General features: G+C 66.8%; 19 protein-coding genes. 11 read left to right on the forward strand and 8 right to left on the reverse strand.

Annotation, left to right across the window (positions count from 1 at the left end; genetic code table 11):
* The first annotated feature begins 6 nt into the window (after positions 1–6).
* The 5 genes from aspS to ACXZ1E_RS06280 all read left to right on the forward strand — a co-directional run bounded on the left by aspS (position 7) and on the right by ACXZ1E_RS06280 (position 5,649).
* Positions 7–1,347: an aspartate--tRNA(Asn) ligase gene (gene aspS, locus ACXZ1E_RS06260; RefSeq protein WP_458042533.1), complete on the forward strand. Its 1,341-nt coding sequence runs from the start codon at positions 7–9 to the stop codon at positions 1,345–1,347.
* Positions 1,348–1,659: 312 nt separating this feature from the next.
* A complete protein-coding gene (locus ACXZ1E_RS06265; RefSeq protein ID WP_458042534.1) occupies positions 1,660–2,805 on the forward strand; it encodes an ABC transporter substrate-binding protein in 1,146 nt (381 codons plus the stop codon).
* Positions 2,802–3,740 (forward strand): ABC transporter permease, encoded by a 939-nt coding sequence (locus ACXZ1E_RS06270; protein WP_458042535.1) that lies wholly within the window; start codon positions 2,802–2,804, stop codon positions 3,738–3,740. The genes ACXZ1E_RS06265 and ACXZ1E_RS06270 overlap by 4 nt, the downstream gene beginning before the upstream one ends.
* Entirely contained in the window at positions 3,737–4,549 is an 813-nt protein-coding gene (locus ACXZ1E_RS06275) for an ABC transporter permease (RefSeq protein WP_458352072.1), read from the forward strand. The genes ACXZ1E_RS06270 and ACXZ1E_RS06275 overlap by 4 nt, the downstream gene beginning before the upstream one ends.
* Positions 4,546–5,649, forward strand: a complete 1,104-nt coding sequence (locus tag ACXZ1E_RS06280; protein WP_458352073.1) for an ABC transporter ATP-binding protein — start codon at positions 4,546–4,548, stop codon at positions 5,647–5,649. Before ACXZ1E_RS06275 ends, ACXZ1E_RS06280 begins: the two co-directional genes overlap by 4 nt.
* 28 nt (positions 5,650–5,677) lie before the next feature.
* Here ACXZ1E_RS06280 and ACXZ1E_RS06285 read toward each other — a convergent pair whose 3' ends face one another.
* The 5 genes from ACXZ1E_RS06285 to ACXZ1E_RS06305 all read right to left on the reverse strand — a co-directional run bounded on the left by ACXZ1E_RS06285 (position 5,678) and on the right by ACXZ1E_RS06305 (position 7,435).
* A complete protein-coding gene (locus ACXZ1E_RS06285; RefSeq protein ID WP_458042536.1) occupies positions 5,678–5,986 on the reverse strand; it encodes a glutaredoxin family protein in 309 nt (102 codons plus the stop codon).
* A gap of 100 nt (positions 5,987–6,086) precedes the next feature.
* On the reverse strand, positions 6,087–6,380 hold the full coding sequence (locus tag ACXZ1E_RS06290) for a rhodanese-like domain-containing protein (protein ID WP_458042537.1): 294 nt from the start codon (positions 6,378–6,380) through the stop codon (positions 6,087–6,089).
* Positions 6,381–6,492: 112 nt separating this feature from the next.
* Positions 6,493–6,591, reverse strand: a complete 99-nt coding sequence (locus ACXZ1E_RS06295; RefSeq protein ID WP_003792170.1) for a 30S ribosomal protein bS22 — start codon at positions 6,589–6,591, stop codon at positions 6,493–6,495.
* A gap of 100 nt (positions 6,592–6,691) precedes the next feature.
* Positions 6,692–6,901 carry a helix-turn-helix domain-containing protein gene (locus ACXZ1E_RS06300; protein WP_036297391.1) on the reverse strand — a complete coding sequence of 70 codons (210 nt, stop codon included), beginning with the start codon at positions 6,899–6,901 and terminating at the stop codon, positions 6,692–6,694.
* Positions 6,902–7,024: 123 nt separating this feature from the next.
* Positions 7,025–7,435 (reverse strand): ArsR/SmtB family transcription factor, encoded by a 411-nt coding sequence (locus tag ACXZ1E_RS06305; RefSeq protein ID WP_458042538.1) that lies wholly within the window; start codon positions 7,433–7,435, stop codon positions 7,025–7,027.
* Positions 7,436–7,586: 151 nt separating this feature from the next.
* Here ACXZ1E_RS06305 and ACXZ1E_RS06310 point away from each other — a divergent pair, with 151 nt between their 5' ends.
* A complete protein-coding gene (locus ACXZ1E_RS06310) occupies positions 7,587–9,002 on the forward strand; it encodes a TrkH family potassium uptake protein (RefSeq protein WP_458042539.1) in 1,416 nt (471 codons plus the stop codon).
* Complete coding sequence (locus ACXZ1E_RS06315; protein ID WP_458042540.1) at positions 8,995–9,666, forward strand: potassium channel family protein; 672 nt, start codon at positions 8,995–8,997, stop codon at positions 9,664–9,666. Before ACXZ1E_RS06310 ends, ACXZ1E_RS06315 begins: the two co-directional genes overlap by 8 nt.
* Positions 9,667–9,710: 44 nt before the next feature.
* Here the strand turns inward: ACXZ1E_RS06315 and ACXZ1E_RS06320 are convergent, their stop codons facing one another.
* Positions 9,711–10,541, reverse strand: coding sequence for a bacteriorhodopsin-like (locus ACXZ1E_RS06320; protein ID WP_458042541.1), 831 nt, complete (start codon positions 10,539–10,541; stop codon positions 9,711–9,713).
* Between the two features lie 137 nt (positions 10,542–10,678).
* Between ACXZ1E_RS06320 and ACXZ1E_RS06325 the strand changes: the two genes are divergently transcribed.
* Positions 10,679–11,164, forward strand: coding sequence for a MarR family winged helix-turn-helix transcriptional regulator (locus ACXZ1E_RS06325; RefSeq protein ID WP_458042542.1), 486 nt, complete (start codon positions 10,679–10,681; stop codon positions 11,162–11,164).
* A gap of 24 nt (positions 11,165–11,188) precedes the next feature.
* Here the strand turns inward: ACXZ1E_RS06325 and proC are convergent, their stop codons facing one another.
* Positions 11,189–12,046: a pyrroline-5-carboxylate reductase gene (gene proC / locus ACXZ1E_RS06330; protein ID WP_458042543.1), complete on the reverse strand. Its 858-nt coding sequence runs from the start codon at positions 12,044–12,046 to the stop codon at positions 11,189–11,191.
* Between the two features lie 91 nt (positions 12,047–12,137).
* On the opposite strand from proC, the gene ACXZ1E_RS06335 reads away from it, so the two are divergent.
* Together ACXZ1E_RS06335 and ACXZ1E_RS06340 are read left to right on the forward strand one after the other, a co-directional pair.
* Entirely contained in the window at positions 12,138–13,250 is a 1,113-nt protein-coding gene (locus ACXZ1E_RS06335) for an alpha/beta hydrolase (protein ID WP_458042544.1), read from the forward strand.
* 15 nt (positions 13,251–13,265) lie between these two features.
* Positions 13,266–14,246 (forward strand): cation diffusion facilitator family transporter, encoded by a 981-nt coding sequence (locus ACXZ1E_RS06340; protein WP_458042545.1) that lies wholly within the window; start codon positions 13,266–13,268, stop codon positions 14,244–14,246.
* On the opposite strand, the gene ACXZ1E_RS06345 is transcribed toward ACXZ1E_RS06340, so the two are convergent.
* Complete coding sequence (locus ACXZ1E_RS06345; RefSeq protein ID WP_458352074.1) at positions 14,150–14,629, reverse strand: nucleoside deaminase; 480 nt, start codon at positions 14,627–14,629, stop codon at positions 14,150–14,152. The genes ACXZ1E_RS06340 and ACXZ1E_RS06345 overlap by 97 nt on opposite strands.
* A 32-nt stretch (positions 14,630–14,661) precedes the next feature.
* Here ACXZ1E_RS06345 and upp point away from each other — a divergent pair, with 32 nt between their 5' ends.
* A complete protein-coding gene (gene upp / locus ACXZ1E_RS06350; RefSeq protein WP_036297404.1) occupies positions 14,662–15,294 on the forward strand; it encodes a uracil phosphoribosyltransferase in 633 nt (210 codons plus the stop codon).

Raw genomic sequence — 15,294 nt, forward strand, 5'->3', positions numbered from 1 at the left:
ACCCTCGTGAGTCAACGCGTACTGGTCAACCAGCTTCAGTCCCTGCCCGACGGCGCCGTTTCGGTGTCGGGATGGGTCGAGACGGTGCGCGATCAGAAGAAGGTGCAGTTCGTCATCCTGCGCGATGAGACGGGTGCCGTGCAGCTGGTCAACCCGGCAACGCGTCCCGCCGAGGACGGATCCGAACAGGATGCCGCGGCCCTCGCCCTCACCGAGACGATTTCGGGACTCGCGACCGGCACGTTCCTGACCGTCACCGGCGAACTCAAGCACGACGAGCGCGTCAAGCTCGGCGGCGTCGAGATCAAGCTCGCGACCCTCGACATCGCGGCGGCGGCGAACCCCGAGACCCCGATCGCGGCCGACTCGAGCGTGGACAAGCGCATGGACTGGCGCTTCCTCGACCTGCGCCAGCGCCGCAACAACCTCATCTTCCGCGTGCAGACGACCCTCGAGCACGCGATGCGCACGTACTGGATCGAGCGCGACTACATCGAGATCCACTCTCCCAAACTCATGGCCAGCCCGTCCGAGTCGAACGCCGAACTCTTCTCGCTCGACTACTTCGAAGACAAGACGGCTTACCTCGCGCAGAGCCCGCAGTTCTTCAAGCAGATGGCGCAGTCCGCCGGCTTCGGCAAGATCTTCGAGATCGCCCCCGCGTTCCGCGCGGACCCGAGCTTCACGAGCCGTCACGCAACGGAATTCACCTCGATCGACGCCGAGATCAGCTGGATCGACTCGCACGAAGACGTCGCACGGATGCAGGAGGAGCTGCTGCAGTTCGCCTTCCAGGCCGTGAAAGACAAGCACGGAGCCGAGATCGAAGAGCTCTTCGGCGTGGAGGTTCAGGTTCCGGCCATCCCCTTCCCGCGCGTTCCGCTCGCCGAGGCGCTCGAGATCGTCAAGAGCCGCGGCTACGAAGTCCCGCGAACGGATGGCGACCTTGACCCCGAGGGCGAGCGCCAGATCGCCGCGTGGGCCCAGGACACCTTCGGGCACCAGTTCGTTTTCGTTACCGACTACCACCCGCAGATCCGCGCTTTCTACCACATGCGCGACGAAGAGACCGGGCTGACGAAGTCGTACGATCTGCTCTTCAACGGCGTCGAGATCACGACCGGCGCCCAGCGCGAGCACCGCGTCGACATCCTGATCGAGCAGGCGAAGGAGAAGGGGCTCGACCCCGAGCACCTCGACTTCTACCTCGACTTCTTCCGCTTCGGCGCCCCGCCGCACGGCGGGTTCGGCATGGGTCTCGCGCGCGTGTTGATGCTGCTGCTCGGCGAGTCGTCGATCCGCGAGGTCACGTACCTGTTCCGCGGCCCGACGCGCCTCGCGCCGTAGCCACGCACTCCCCGCACGCTGCGCCGCGCCCGCCCCGCCGAGTGCGCCGGCTCTTGCCGAGCGCGCCCGTTGTGCGCGGGCACTAACTGGCGCGCTCGCGATCAACCGGCGCACTCGCGACCAACCAGCGCACTCGCGCGAGAGGGGCGCCCGCCAGCACGCCACGCCCGGCGGGAGAGCGCGTCACCCACCCCTCACCTCCCGTTCACCTGAGACCGCTCTCGCGGCTACCGGCGATCCCTAGGGTTCCTCCGTCACCCCGATTCGGCGCCCTACCCGAGCGCCCGGGAACACCGAGAGGAACACACACGCATGTCATCAATCTCACTGCGGCGTATGCGCCGCGTGCTGATCGCGGGAACCGCGGCCCTCAGCGCCGCCCTGCTGCTGTCGTCCTGCGCCAGCGGCGCCGGATCTGACACCGAGTCCGCCAGCGACGTCGACGCGGCCACGGCGACCAGCCTGGCTGACTTCGGCACGATGGAAGAGCTCGAGGCAGCTGCCATCGCCGAAGGCCAGCTCAACGTCATCGCCCTTCCCCGCGACTGGGCGAACTACGGCGAGGTCCTCGACCTGTTCGCCGAGAAGTACCCCGAGATCACGATCAACGAACAGTCGCCGGATTTCTCGAGCGCTGAAGAGATCACGGCCGCCGAGACGAACGCGGGCCTCGACACCGCCCCCGACGTGTTCGACCTGGGCCTGACCGTCGCCCTGCAGAACACCGACCAGTTCGCGCCCTACAAGGTCGAGACCTGGGACGACATTCCCGACGCCCTCAAGGAGTCGACAGGGCTGTTCGTCGGCGACTACGGCGGGTACATGTCGGTCGGCTACGACTCGTCGAAGTTCGACGCGCCGGAGCAGATCAGCGACCTGCTCGACCCGGCCTACAAGGGTTCGGTCGCCATCAACGGCGACCCGACGCAGGCGGGCGCGGCCTTCGCCGCCGTGGGACTCGCGACGGTACAGAACGACGGCTCGCTGGATGACTTCCAGCCGGGCATCGACTTCTTCTCCGAGCTCAACGCCGCCGGCAACATGCTGAAGCTGGATGTCACCACCGCCACGATCGCGAACGGCGAGACCCCGGTCGTCTTCGACTGGGACTACCTCAACGCCAGCCACAAGGCCGACAACCCGGCCTGGGAGGTCGTGATCTTCCCCGGAATGGGCTACGCCGGCTACTACAACCAGGCCATCAACATCGATGCCCCGAACCCCGCCGCGGCTCGCCTGTGGCAGGAATTCCTCTACAGCGACGAGGTGCAGAACCTGTGGCTGAAGGGTGGCGCTCGCCCGGTGCGCATGGAGGCCATGATCGAGGCCGGCACGATCGACCAGGATCTCGCCGACGCCCTGCCGGAGGCCCCGGCCGACACGGTCGTCCCGACCGAAGAGCAGAGCGCGACCGCCGGCACCCTGCTCGGCGAGAAGTGGGCAGCTGCGGTCCAGTGACCTCACTCGAATCCACGCTCGCCCCGGTCGCGGGGCACGCGGAGTCCGCCGTCGGGTCGGAGCCTGTTGCTCCGGCCCGGCGGCGGGGCGCCCCGGGCCGGTGGGCCTGGCTCGGTCTGACGCCGTTCGCGGTCTACGTCCTGATCTTTCTGGCACTGCCCACGGTGCTCGCCATCGGTTCGGGCCTGTTCGATTCCGACGGCGCTTTCACGGTCGGCAACCTCGCCGCACTCGCCGACCCCGTCATCCTGCAGACGTTCTGGAACTCGACCTGGCTGTCGGCTCTCACCGCCGTCATCGGCGCCGTGCTGGGTGCGCTCGTTTGCTATGCCCTGCTGGGCCTGCAAGACACGAGTCGCGTCCGCACGACGGTGGATGCCGCATCCGGCGTCCTCGCGCAGTTCGGTGGTGTCATGCTGGCGTTCGCCTTCATCGCCACGATCGGCACGCAGGGCGTCATCACCCAGTTCGTGCTCGGCACGACGGGCATCAATCTCGCCGACGGTGGATGGCTGTACGCGCTCCCCGGCCTCATCCTCCCCTACGTCTACTTCCAGGTGCCGCTCATGGTCATCACCTTCATGCCGGCCCTCGCGGCGCTCAAGCCGCAATGGGCCGAGGCGAACCTCACCCTTGGCGGCACGCGCGTGAGCTTCTGGACGACGATCGGCATCCCCGTGCTCGCCCCGTCGTTCCTCGCGAGTCTGCTGCTGCTCTTCGCCAATGCCTTCTCGTCTTACGCCACGGCCGCAGCCCTGGCCAGCCAGGGCTCACAGATCGTGCCCCTCGGAATCCGTACGGCGCTCACGAGCGAGACCGTGCTCGGTCGCGAGAACCTCGCCGGTGCGCTCGCGCTCGGCATGATCGTGATCGTCAGCATCGTGATGTGGGCCTACTCCGTGGTTCAATCGCGGGCGGCGCGGTGGCAGTCATGAGCGGCACCATGAACGGGATCGCCCCCTCGCGCGTGACGCGCTGGATCATCGGGATCGTCGTCGGCGTGACGTTCGCGATCCCCCTCGTGTCGACGTTCCTGTACACGCTCCGCGACAACGCGACGGGCGGCCTGTCACTGACGAACTGGCTCGCGCTGTTCGACCCCGCGAATGCCCGCATGTACGCGCCGATCTGGACGGGCCTCGGCAACTCGCTGATCCTCGCGGTCGTCACGGTGCTCATCGTCCTGTTCTTGCTGGCCCCGACGATGATCCTGGTGTCGTTGCGCTACCCGCGCCTGCGTTCCGCGTTCGAATTCGGGGTGCTGCTGCCCATCTCGATCCCCGCGATCGTTCTCGTCGTGGGTTTGACCCCGATCTACTTGCAGATCGGGCGCACCCTCGGCACCGGCGCCTGGACCCTCGCCTTCGCCTACGGCATCACCGTGCTGCCGTTCGCGTACCGCTCGATCCAGGCCTCGATCGACGCCGTCGACATGAAAACGCTCGCCGAGGCGGCGCGCACGCTCGGCGCCTCGTGGCCGACGATCGTGCTGCGCGTGCTCGCGCCGAACCTGCGTCAGGGGCTGCTCGCCGCATCCCTCATCTCGGTCGCCGTTGTACTCGGCGAATTCACCATCGCCTCGCTGCTGAACCGACAGGTGCTGCAGACCGCGCTCCTCGTCGTCAACAAGATCGATGCGTACGCTGCCTCGATCTTCACCCTCCTGGCGCTGCTGTTCGCCTTCCTCCTCTTGCTCCTCATCGGCCGCGCGGGCAGAGCCCGCACGGGAAGGACCTCATCGTGACCGACACCGCCCCCCGTTCCCTGCCCCGCACATCCGACAACCAACTGCTCGCCGACGCCGGTGAGGGTACCCGCGTCGAGTTCCGCGGCGTCGTGAAGGACTACGGATCGACCCGCGTGCTGCACGGTGTCGACCTCGACATCGCGCCGGGCGAGTTCGTGTCGCTGCTCGGCCCATCGGGCTGCGGCAAGACGACGGCGCTCCGTGTTCTCGCGGGTCTCGAGCACGCGAACGACGGGTCCGTTCTGCTGGGCGGACAGGATGTCTCGGGCATCCCGACCAACAAGCGCGATATCGGCATGGTGTTCCAGGCGTACTCGCTGTTTCCGCACCTGCGTATTCGCGAGAACGTCGCCTTCGGTCTTCGTCGCCGCGGCGTCGCCCGCACCGCAGCAGAGGCGCGCGCGATGGATGCCCTCGACCTCGTCGGGCTCGGGCACCTCGGCGATCGTTACACGCACCAGCTCTCGGGCGGTCAGCAGCAGCGCGTGGCGCTAGCCCGGGCCCTCGTCACCGAGCCCCGCGTGCTGCTCCTCGACGAACCCCTGTCGGCGCTCGACGCGAAGGTTCGCGTGCAGCTGCGAGACGAGATCCGTCGCATCCAGCTGCGTCTCGGCACGACGACCGTATTCGTCACGCACGACCAGGAAGAGGCCCTCGCGGTTTCGGACCGGATCGCGGTCATGAACGCCGGACGGATCGAACAGGTCGGCACACCCGAAGACCTCTACCTGCGCCCCACCACCCCCTACGTCGCGGCCTTCGTCGGGCTCTCGAGCACCGTACGCGGAACCGTGACCGGCGATCTCGTAGAAGTGTGGGGCCAGCGTCTACCCGTGCAGGGATCCGTCGCAAACGGCGCTGTCGACGTGTTCCTGCGGCCCGAGAACGTACGACTCGCGGTCTCTGGCGACGCGGGCGCGTACGGCAACGTGCAGGAGAGCACGTTCCTCGGGAGTTTCCGTCGCACCCTGGTGCGGACGTCCGACGGTGAGCTCGTCCGTGTCCAGCACTCGGCAGCCGACCGTCTGTCGTACGACGACGCCGTGCGCCTGACGGTCGCACCCGAGTCTGTCGTGGTGCGGCCGGTGGCCGACTGAGCGCTCGAGGGCTAGAGCGCTTAGAGCGCTAGAGGGCTACTTCCTCGGCATTCGCACGGGCGCCGGCGACTCTTTTGTCGTCGGCGTCCAGCAGAGCTTCGCGCAGGCGATCCGGCGCGACTCGCCAGTGCGCGTGCAACTCTCCGTCGATGAGCACCACGGGGATCTTCTCCCACCACTTCGCATACAGATCGGGATCGTCCGAAATGGATGTCTCGATCACCTCGATGCGGGATGCGACACGCTCGGGAAGATCGGCGAGAACGCGCTCCACGACCCCTTCTGCGACATCGCAGAGGTGGCAGTCGGGTTTGCCGATCACGGTGATTGTGGGCACGAAATCATCCTAAGCACGGATTCCCGCGCCTCGGCACCGCTGTGGATAGCGTCGGATCAGCTTTTGATCAGGTCTCGCTCAACCCTCGGCCACTGCTCGATCACTTCTCGGTCGGGTACCCCGCCGCGATCCATTCGCCGGTGCCGCCTTCGACGTTCGTCGCCTCGTAACCGCGCGCCTCGAGCGCCTCGACGACGCGTGCCGAACGGCCGCCGGCCTGGCAGATGACGTCGAACGGCTCTGCCGGTAGCTGGTCGAGCAGATCACCGAGCTTCGACATGGGAAGGTTCACGGCACCGGGAACGTGCCCGCCGGCGAACTCGTCTTCCTCGCGCACGTCGATCAGCGGGACATCGCCCCGCTCGTGCAGCTGCTGAACGGTTATCGACTTCATGAACGGGGCCCCTCGCCTCGAGATGAACGGATGACTGCTGCCGAGCACAAACACGAAGCGCCCGTCCAGGGGACAGGCGCTCGGCGTGTGGGAACCGGAGTTCCCGAGCCGCTTACTTCTTGTTGCGGCGCTGGTGGCGAGTCTTACGAAGCAGCTTGCGGTGCTTCTTCTTCGCCATGCGCTTGCGGCGCTTCTTGATGACAGAACCCACGGAAGGACCTCACTATGTCAGGGGTGGGCGCCGTCCGCGATGCGTGCGGAGGGCCCGGGAAACAGGCTCTGCGAACAGAGCCTTCGAAACAGCCTACCAGTCAGCCGGCGTCGGCGATGGGCCGGCCGAATTCGAGCGGACGGCTGAGGGCCTCCGTCACGGCCTGCTCGGGAACCCGATACGAGCGGCCGAAGCGGACGGCGGGAAGCTCACCCGCGTGAACGAGACGATAGACCGTCATCTTCGAGACGCGCATGATCTCGGCAACCTCGGCAACGGTCAAGAACCGCATGTCCGGCAATTCGGCCATGTGACCGCCCCACTCTCTCCCCAAACGCGAACGCTCAGCACACTCTAGGGGTGCGAGAGGCGCGTGTAAACCCGTGTGACTCGTGGGACGGGTGGGCACCGTGCTGCGTGCGCCACGCGTGTGTCAGGTGCGGCGGCGGAACGCGGACGTCACGGCGTGCTTGGCAGACGCAGCGGCGCGACCCACGAACTCGGCCGCATGTGCGGCGGGCTCGGGCAACGCGGTCGAGCCGATCCGGATGATCGTCTCGCCGTCCGCCTCGTCGATGAAGAAAGGCACGAGCCAGTCGTCGACCGTCTCGAGGGGGGTGCTCTGCAGGCTGTAGTAGCGGTGCTGGCCCTCCTCGCGAACCGTCACGAGGTCCGCTTCGCGCAGCACCTTCAGATGCTTGGACACGGTCGGCTGACTCACGCCGAGCTCGTGGACGATCTGCGACACGCTCGTGCCACCGTCCTCCGAAGAAGAACGAGAGAGCAGAATCTGCAGGATCTCCCGCCGTGTGCCGTCCGCGATCACGTCGAAGATGTCCGCCATCCCCATAGGTTAGCCGCGCGAAGGCCCGAGTACCATGATGGAGGTTCTGCGCGAAGGGGGCGGCTGCATGGCGAGGATGCGGCCATTGTCGAGCAAACGGTCGAGCCGACAGTCGAGCGGGCAGTCGAGCCGGCAGCTGAGCGCGTCAGCCATGAGGCCGTCGGGACGACAGGCGCTCGCCTCGATCGGGCAGTTGCTGCGGGATTTCACGACCTCGTCGCCCGCACGTTTCGCGATTCTCGTCTTCGCATCGCTCATCCTGATCTTCACCGCTCTTTTGTCGCTTCCCGCGGCGTCCGCGAGCGGTCGACAGGCACCCCTTGTTGATGCCCTGTTCACCGCCGTTTCGACGATCTGCGTGACCGGGCTGACGGTCGTGGACATTGCCACGTACTGGTCTCCGATCGGCAAGGCGATCATCTTCCTCGGGGTCAACATCGGCGGGATGGGCGTGCTCACGCTCGCCTCGCTTCTCGGCCTCATCATCTCCAAGCGCCTGGGGCTCCGCGCCAAGCTGATCGCGGCGAGCGACACCAACCCGATGCGCGCACACGGTGGTCCCGTGAACGAGGGTCAGACGGTCCGACTCGGCGAGGTCGGGCAGCTGCTCATCACGGTCGCGATCTCGACGCTCGTCATCGAGGCCGTGATCGCCGCGCTGCTCTACCCCGCGCTACTACTCGCGAACGTCGCTCCCCTCGACGCGCTGTGGGAGGCGCCGTTCTACGCCGCGATGGCCTTCACGAACACGGGCTTCACCCCGAACCCCGGCGGCCTGACGCCGTTCGCCGACGACTACCTCGTGCTCACGATCCTGATGATGGGCGTCTTCCTCGGCAGCATCGGATTCCCGGTCATCTACGCGCTGTCGAAGCACCTCTGGCACGTCAAGAAGTGGTCCCTCCACGTCAAGCTGACGCTCATCACCACGATGCTGCTGTTCGTCGCGGGCGCGCTGGTCTTCCTCGGTCTCGAGTACAACAACGCCCGGACGTTCGGATCGATGGACGCCGGCGATACCGTCTTCCAGGCCTTCTTCCTCTCGGCGATGACACGCTCCGGCGGTTTCTCGGTCGTAGACATCGGCGAGCTCAACGGGTCGTCGCTCGTCGTGGGATCCATGCTGATGTTCGTCGGCGGCGGATCCGCATCGACGGCCGGCGGCATCAAGGTCACGACGCTCGCGGTGCTGGCCCTGGCCGTCTGGTCCGAGGCCAAAGGGCGCGTCTCGGTCGAGGCCTTCGGTCGTCGCATCCCCAGCGATGTCCAGCGAGTGGCCCTGTCGGTCGTCGCCTGGGGCGCCACGATCGTGGCGATCTCGACCATCACGATCGCGCAGATGACGAAGGCCCCGATCGCCGAAGTGCTCTTCGACGTCATCTCGGGCTTCGCCACCGTCGGCCTGTCGACGGGCTTGACGTCGGAACTTCCTGACCCCGCGGCCTATGTCATGGCCCTCACCATCTTCATGGGCCGCATTGGTACAGTGACTCTCGCCGCGGCCGTGGCCGCGACATCCCGTTCGCAGCTCTATTCGTTGCCCGTGGAAAGGCCCATCGTTGGTTGAGCAGATCCGCGGCGACGCGCCCGTCCTGGTCATCGGCCTCGGCCGATTCGGAGCCGCCTGCGCGGGCGAGCTCGACCGACTCGACCGCGAGGTGCTTGCGATCGACGAGAGCCTCGATCTGGTGCAGAAATGGTCCGAGAGGGTCACGCACACTGTCCAGGCCGATGCCCGCAACATCGATGCGCTCACGCAGATCGGCGCGGCCGACTTCCAGGTCGCGGTCGTGGCGGTCGGCTCGAGCATCGAGGCATCCGTCCTCATCACCGCGAACCTCGTCGACCTCAAGGTGCCCCAGATCTGGGCGAAGGCGGTCTCGCAGTCGCACGGCAAGATCCTGGCCCGCGTCGGCGCCAACCACGTCATCTACCCCGAGCGTGAGGCGGGCGAGCGTGTCGCCCACCTGGTGAGCGGACGGATGCTCGACTTCATCCGCTTCGACGACGATTTCGTGCTCGCCAAGATGTACCCGCCTCGGTTCATCCGCGGGGTCGGGCTCAGCCAGTCGGGTGTGCGGACGAAGTACAACGTGACCGTCGTGGGCGTCAAGAGCCCCGGCAAGCCGTTCCGCTACGCCGAGGCCGACACGGTCGTGACGAACCACGACCTGATCATCGTCTCGGGCACCAACAGCGACATCGAGCGTTTCGCGTCACTCGACCGCTGAGGCCGATGGGGCACCGCAGACGCGTCCACGGCACCCCATCGCTGTCAGGCAGCCAGGGCCGTGTCCCTCTGCGGACCCTCGTCGGAGTGCGGGCGCTCCACCGCGGCGAACGCCGGATCTTCGAGCAGCGACTTCGTGCGCGCGATCTGGTAGATGATGATCGCGTAGACGGCCTTCGCGACGATGTCTGCGATCGAATAGCCGACCTGCTTCCAGACCCAGCCATCCGCCCCGAGGTCGAGCGACGGCAGCAGGTACGCGATCGGGTAGACGCCCCAGCTCAGCACCAGCAGGTACCGCAGGCGGCTGATCTTGCCACGAACAGCCTCGGGCTGGTTGGCGAGCGAACGGGATAGCTGCACGAACAGGATGTACAGGATGTAGAGGAACGGCAGGGTGGACAGGATTCCGAAAACCGTCCGCACACCCAGGTCGTCGCTGATCTCGCCGGGGTACCCGAGCACAATCATCAGGATGGATGCGGGAACCAGCTGCAGCAGCAGACGGTTCTGCAACTGACGCGCGAGAGCCAGCACGGCGATCAGTTCCACCAGCAGGAGCGGGACGGTCAGCAGCCAGTCCACGTACCGGTAGCCCTCGTTGAAGGCAGCACCGGCCGTGGTGGTGTAATCGCCGAGCCCGCCGGCGGCTTCCGTCGTGAAGGCGGCATTGAACGAATCGAAGATACGGAAATAGTGGTACGCCGCGATGCCACACACCACGAGCGCGATGGTCAGGGCGGTTCGATATCTCGGCAGGACTCTCGGGAGGGAGATCAGCAGGAATATCGCCGTGAACAACTGCGCGGCGATCACCAACGAAAGTGCGTTGTAAACCGTCGAGAACTGCGCGGCGGTGAGGAGGTCGGGTATCACGTGGGACTCCTTCGTCGGGGGAGTTCCGAGCGGAACCCCGTTACCACAGCAACTATACAAGTTACTAACTTAGTTAGTCGCTATTACAGCTCCTGATCGAAGACGCGGATACACTGAACGATTCAGGAGGAGACCACATGACGGAGCAGATCGGGCGTTCACACCGCCTCGACGCGTTCCCGACGGCTGCTGTTCGCTTCTCACGCGCCCTCGACCGCAATCGCGAGCGCATCGCCGAAGAGGAGGGGCTCTCGGCGAGCGAACTGCGTGCGCTGTTCTACGTCGCCGAGCACATCCGCGTCACTCCGAAGCAGCTCGCCTCGCACATGCATGTCACAACCGGGGCGATCACCTTCATCACCCGGCGACTCGTGGACATCGACATGTTGGCCCGCACCGAGCACCCGGGCGATCGTCGGAGCGTATTCGTCGAGCTGACCCCGCTGGCGCACGCCACAATGGAACGGATTCACGCGGATTTCGCCGAGATGGTGCGCGGGGCGACTGCCCATCTCAGCAAAGGAGAGCTGGATCAGTTCACCCACTCACTCGACTCGGTCGCCACAGCGATAGCCGAGCACACCGGCAAGATCAGCGCCGCCAAGAGCGCGGCCGCTCTCTGACCGGCGCTCGAGGGAACGCGCCGGTCAGGCGCCCTCGGCCAGTTCGCGAGAACGTGCCAGAGCCGCGTCGGTGGCGCGCGTGAAAACAGCACCGAGCTCGGCATCCTGCAACACCGCGATCGCGCGCTCCGTCGTTCCGCCAGGACTCGTCACCCGACGTCGCAGCTCGGCAGGGTTCTCACCGGTCGCCGCCAGGAGCGCGCCGGCGCCCACGAACGTCTGCTCGGCCAGCATACGCGCCTCACCGTCCCCGAAACCCCGCGCGATCGCCGCGCGCGTGAATTCTTCGACGAGCAGGAACACATACGCGGGACCCGACCCCGAGATTGTCCCGAGGGCGTCGATCTGACCCTCGGGCACCTCGACGACGACGCCCACCGTTTCGAACAGGCGCCGCACCGCGCCGACCTGCTCGGGCGTGACGGACGGCCCTGTCGCGATTCCCGTGACGGCCGCGCGGACGACGGCGGGTGTGTTCGGCATCGAGCGGATCACCGCGACCTCGACGCCGAGCACCTCGGCGAAAGTCGCGAGCGTGACCCCGGCGGCCAAGCTCACGACGACCGCATCGGGGCCCAAAGCCGGAGCGATCTCGGCGAGCAGCGCGGGCACCATAGCGGGCTTCACCCCGACCAGAACGATCTCGGCGCCACGGACAGCACGCAGGTTTCCGTCGGGGTCGTCCGCGAGGGCGATCGATATCACACCCTCCAGCTCTGCGAGAACCGCGGCCTTCTCACGCGACCGGTTCGTCACGGTGACGCCGCCCTCGATCGACGTGCCGGAGGCGAGCAGTCCGGAGAGGATGGCACCGCCCATCGAGCCGGCCCCGAGAATGGCGACGGAGGGAAGCGGGCGGGCGGATTCTTCGTGGTCGACCATCAGGTCATCCTATGAGGGCCGGACTAGGATCAGCGAGGTAGCGGGGCCCTTCGTCAGGGCTCTGCGCAAGGGCTCCGAGAAGAGGGACATCATGACGATCCTGGACGGAATCGCCGCACGTCAGATCGAGACCCCGAGACTTACGGTGAACGTTCTCGAGCGCGTGGGTGACGACGCGAACACCGTTCCCGAGCGCACCCTGGTGTTCGTGCACGGGCAGGTGTCGTCGAGCCTGATCTGGCAGGAACTGATGCAGGACCTGCCGCCGGATCTGCGGATCATCGCGGTCGACCTGCGCGGATTCGGTGCGACCGAGAACGCCCCCGTCGACGCCACACGCGGGGTGCGCGACTTCAGCGACGACCTGCACGCCACCCTCGAGCTGCTCGAGGCGACACCGTCCCACCTCGTGGGATGGGCCCTGGGCGCCGCGGTTGCCCTGCAGTACGCGCTCGATCATCCGGTGCTGAGCCTGATGCTCGAATCCCCCGTGTCACCCTTCGGGTTCGGGGGAACGCGGCGCGACGGCACCCGCTTGACAGACGATGACGCCGGAGCGGGAGCGGGGGTTTCGAACCCCGATTTCGTGGAGCGACTGATCGCGGGCGACACATCGACCGATGCGCCCACCTCACCCCGGAGCGTTTTCCGCGCCGCGTACGTCGCTCCGGGCTACACATCCGAGCACGAGGACACCTGGGTCGAGTCGATGCTCTCGACGTCGACAGCAACGGGCAACTACCCCGGCGAAACCGTCGCGTCCGAGAACTGGCCCGGCTTCGCGCCCGGTGCGATCGGTGTCATGAACGCCCTGGCTCCCCGCTACTTCGATGTTTCGAACATCGTCGATCTCGACCCCAAGCCGCCGATTCTCTGGATCCATGGCGAGGACGACGCGATCGTCTCCGACACCTCGTTCTTCGACGCGGGCTACCTGGGCGAGGCCGGAATCATCCCGGACTGGCCGGGCGCCGAGATCGCGCCGGCCCAGCCGATGGTCTCGCAGACGCGCGACGTCCTCGCGCGCTACGCCGACCGCGGTGGCAGCGTCACCGAGATCGCCCTCGAGGGCGTGGGGCACACTCCCCACCTCGAGCGCCCCGCCGAGGTGCGTCGCGCCCTGCTGCGCGTGATCGGCTACGTCGACCAACCCTCCGACCCCGCACCGCCCACCGAGGCGATCATCCTGAGATCCGCGGACTGAAAGGGGAGCCTCCTCGTGAGTGCATCCGGCGGAGGAAAGGCGATCATCGCCGCTCTCCTCGCAAACCTCGGCATCGCCCTGGCGAAGTTCGTCGCGTGGTTCTTCTCCGGGTCGGCGTCCATGCTTGCCGAGGGCATCCACTCCCTCGCCGACTCGGGCAATCAGATCCTGCTGCTGCTCGGTGGCCGGAAGGCGCGCAAAAAGGCCGACCAGGAGCATCCGTTCGGCTACGGGCGCGAACGATACGTCTACGCATTTGTCGTGTCGATCATCCTGTTCTCCGTCGGCGGCCTGTTCTCGATCTACGAGGGCGTGGAGAAGCTCATCGATCCGCATGAGGTGACGAACCTCTGGATACCGCTCGTCGTGCTCGTCATCGCGATCGGGCTCGAGTCGTTCTCGCTCCGCACCGCCGTCCGCGAAAGCAACCTGGTGCGCGCCAAGGGCGAGTCATGGATCGGCTTCATCCGACACGCGAAGGCACCCGAATTGCCCGTCGTGTTGCTCGAGGATGTCGCAGCGCTGATCGGCCTGGTGTTCGCGCTGCTGGGTGTGGGCTTGACTGCCATCACGGGAGACCCGCTGTTCGACGCACTCGGCACCCTGATGATCGGCACGCTGCTGATCGTCGTGGCGATCACCCTCGGCGTCGAAACCAAGAGCCTGCTGGTCGGCGAAGGGGCTAGCGAAGGCGACCACACCGCGATCGTGCGGGCTCTGGAGTCCGGGGATGCGCCTGTCTCGGTGATCCACGTGAAGACGCTCTACCTCGGTCCCGACGAGTTGATGGTCGCCGCGAAACTCGGCTTCCCTGCCGATCAGACGCTCGGCGAGGTCGCCGTGACGATCGATGCGCTCGAAGCACGAGTGAGGGCCGCGGTTCCCGCCGCCCGCGTCGTCTACCTCGAGCCGGACATCCTGCGCGTTTCGAAAAACGCTCCGAGCAGCGCGGCGGATTCCTCGGCCGCTACTCCCCCGACGACCTCGGCCCGGTAGGGCAACCGCCTATCGCGGACAACGTCGTACACCGAACCCGCGGCACCCGCCTTGTCGTCCCACGACCCGAACACGACGCGCGAGATCCGGGCCTGCAAAAGCGCCCCCGCGCACATCAGGCACGGCTCGAGCGTCACGACGAGCGAGTGCCCCTCGAGGTTCCATGAACCTGCCACCTCGGCAGCGCGGCGAAGGGCCAGCACCTCGGCGTGTGCGGTCGGGTCGCCCGTAAGCTCGCGCTCGTTCCGCGCCTCGGCCATGATCGCACCCGAGGCATCCGTCACCACCGCCCCCACGGGGACATCTCCCGCCGCACCCGCTTCGGCTGCGAGTGCGAGTGCACGGGCCATGGCGACGGAGTCGCCCGGGGATATGACGGTCACGCCCCGAGCATACGACTCGGTAGCCTGTGCTTATGCGTGTGCATGTCGCCGATCATCCCCTCATCACCCACAAGCTGACGGTGCTGCGCGACAAGCGCACCCCCTCGCCCGTGTTCCGCCAACTCACCTCCGAGCTGGTGACGCTGCTCGCCTACGAGGCGACGCGCGCCGTCCGGGTCGAAGAGGTCGAGATCCAGACGCCGGTCACCACGACCATGGGCGTGCGGATCGGCGACCCGCGTCCGCTCGTCGTGCCGATCCTGCGCGCGGGACTCGGGATGCTCGAGGGCATGGTCACACTGCTGCCGACCGCCGAGGTCGGGTTTCTGGGTATGGTCCGCAACGAAGAGACGCTCGAGCCCTCGACCTACGCCGAGCGCCTCCCCGACGATCTGAGCGACCGCCAATGCTTTGTGCTCGACCCCATGCTCGCGACGGGCGGATCGCTCGGCGCCGCAATCGAGTTCCTGTTCAATCGCGGCGCGCAAGACGTCACCGCGATCTGTCTACTGGGCGCCCCGGAGGGAGTCGCGGCGATCGAGCGCCAAGTCGCCGGACGCGATGTGACCCTCGTGCTGGGGGCGCTCGATGAGCGGCTCAACGAAAAGGGCTACATCGTTCCGGGACTCGGCGACGCGGGCGATCGACTGTACGGGACCGTTTAG

Source organism: Pacificispira sp. HM-600 (assembly GCF_977993705.1).

Excerpts from the sequence above, each read along its gene's own strand:
- ACXZ1E_RS06265 (WP_458042534.1), top strand. The coding sequence starts at position 1,660 with ATGTCATCAATCTCACTGCGGCGTATGCGCCGCGTGCTGATCGCGGGA.
- ACXZ1E_RS06275 (WP_458352072.1), top strand. The coding sequence starts at position 3,737 with ATGAGCGGCACCATGAACGGGATCGCCCCCTCGCGCGTGACGCGCTGG.
- ACXZ1E_RS06290 (WP_458042537.1), bottom strand. The coding sequence starts at position 6,380 with ATGAAGTCGATAACCGTTCAGCAGCTGCACGAGCGGGGCGATGTCCCG.
- ACXZ1E_RS06300 (WP_036297391.1), bottom strand. The coding sequence starts at position 6,901 with ATGGCCGAATTGCCGGACATGCGGTTCTTGACCGTTGCCGAGGTTGCC.
- ACXZ1E_RS06305 (WP_458042538.1), bottom strand. The coding sequence starts at position 7,435 with ATGGCGGACATCTTCGACGTGATCGCGGACGGCACACGGCGGGAGATC.
- ACXZ1E_RS06310 (WP_458042539.1), top strand. The coding sequence starts at position 7,587 with ATGAGGCCGTCGGGACGACAGGCGCTCGCCTCGATCGGGCAGTTGCTG.
- ACXZ1E_RS06325 (WP_458042542.1), top strand. The coding sequence starts at position 10,679 with ATGACGGAGCAGATCGGGCGTTCACACCGCCTCGACGCGTTCCCGACG.
- proC (WP_458042543.1), bottom strand. The coding sequence starts at position 12,046 with ATGGTCGACCACGAAGAATCCGCCCGCCCGCTTCCCTCCGTCGCCATT.
- ACXZ1E_RS06335 (WP_458042544.1), top strand. The coding sequence starts at position 12,138 with ATGACGATCCTGGACGGAATCGCCGCACGTCAGATCGAGACCCCGAGA.
- upp (WP_036297404.1), top strand. The coding sequence starts at position 14,662 with ATGCGTGTGCATGTCGCCGATCATCCCCTCATCACCCACAAGCTGACG.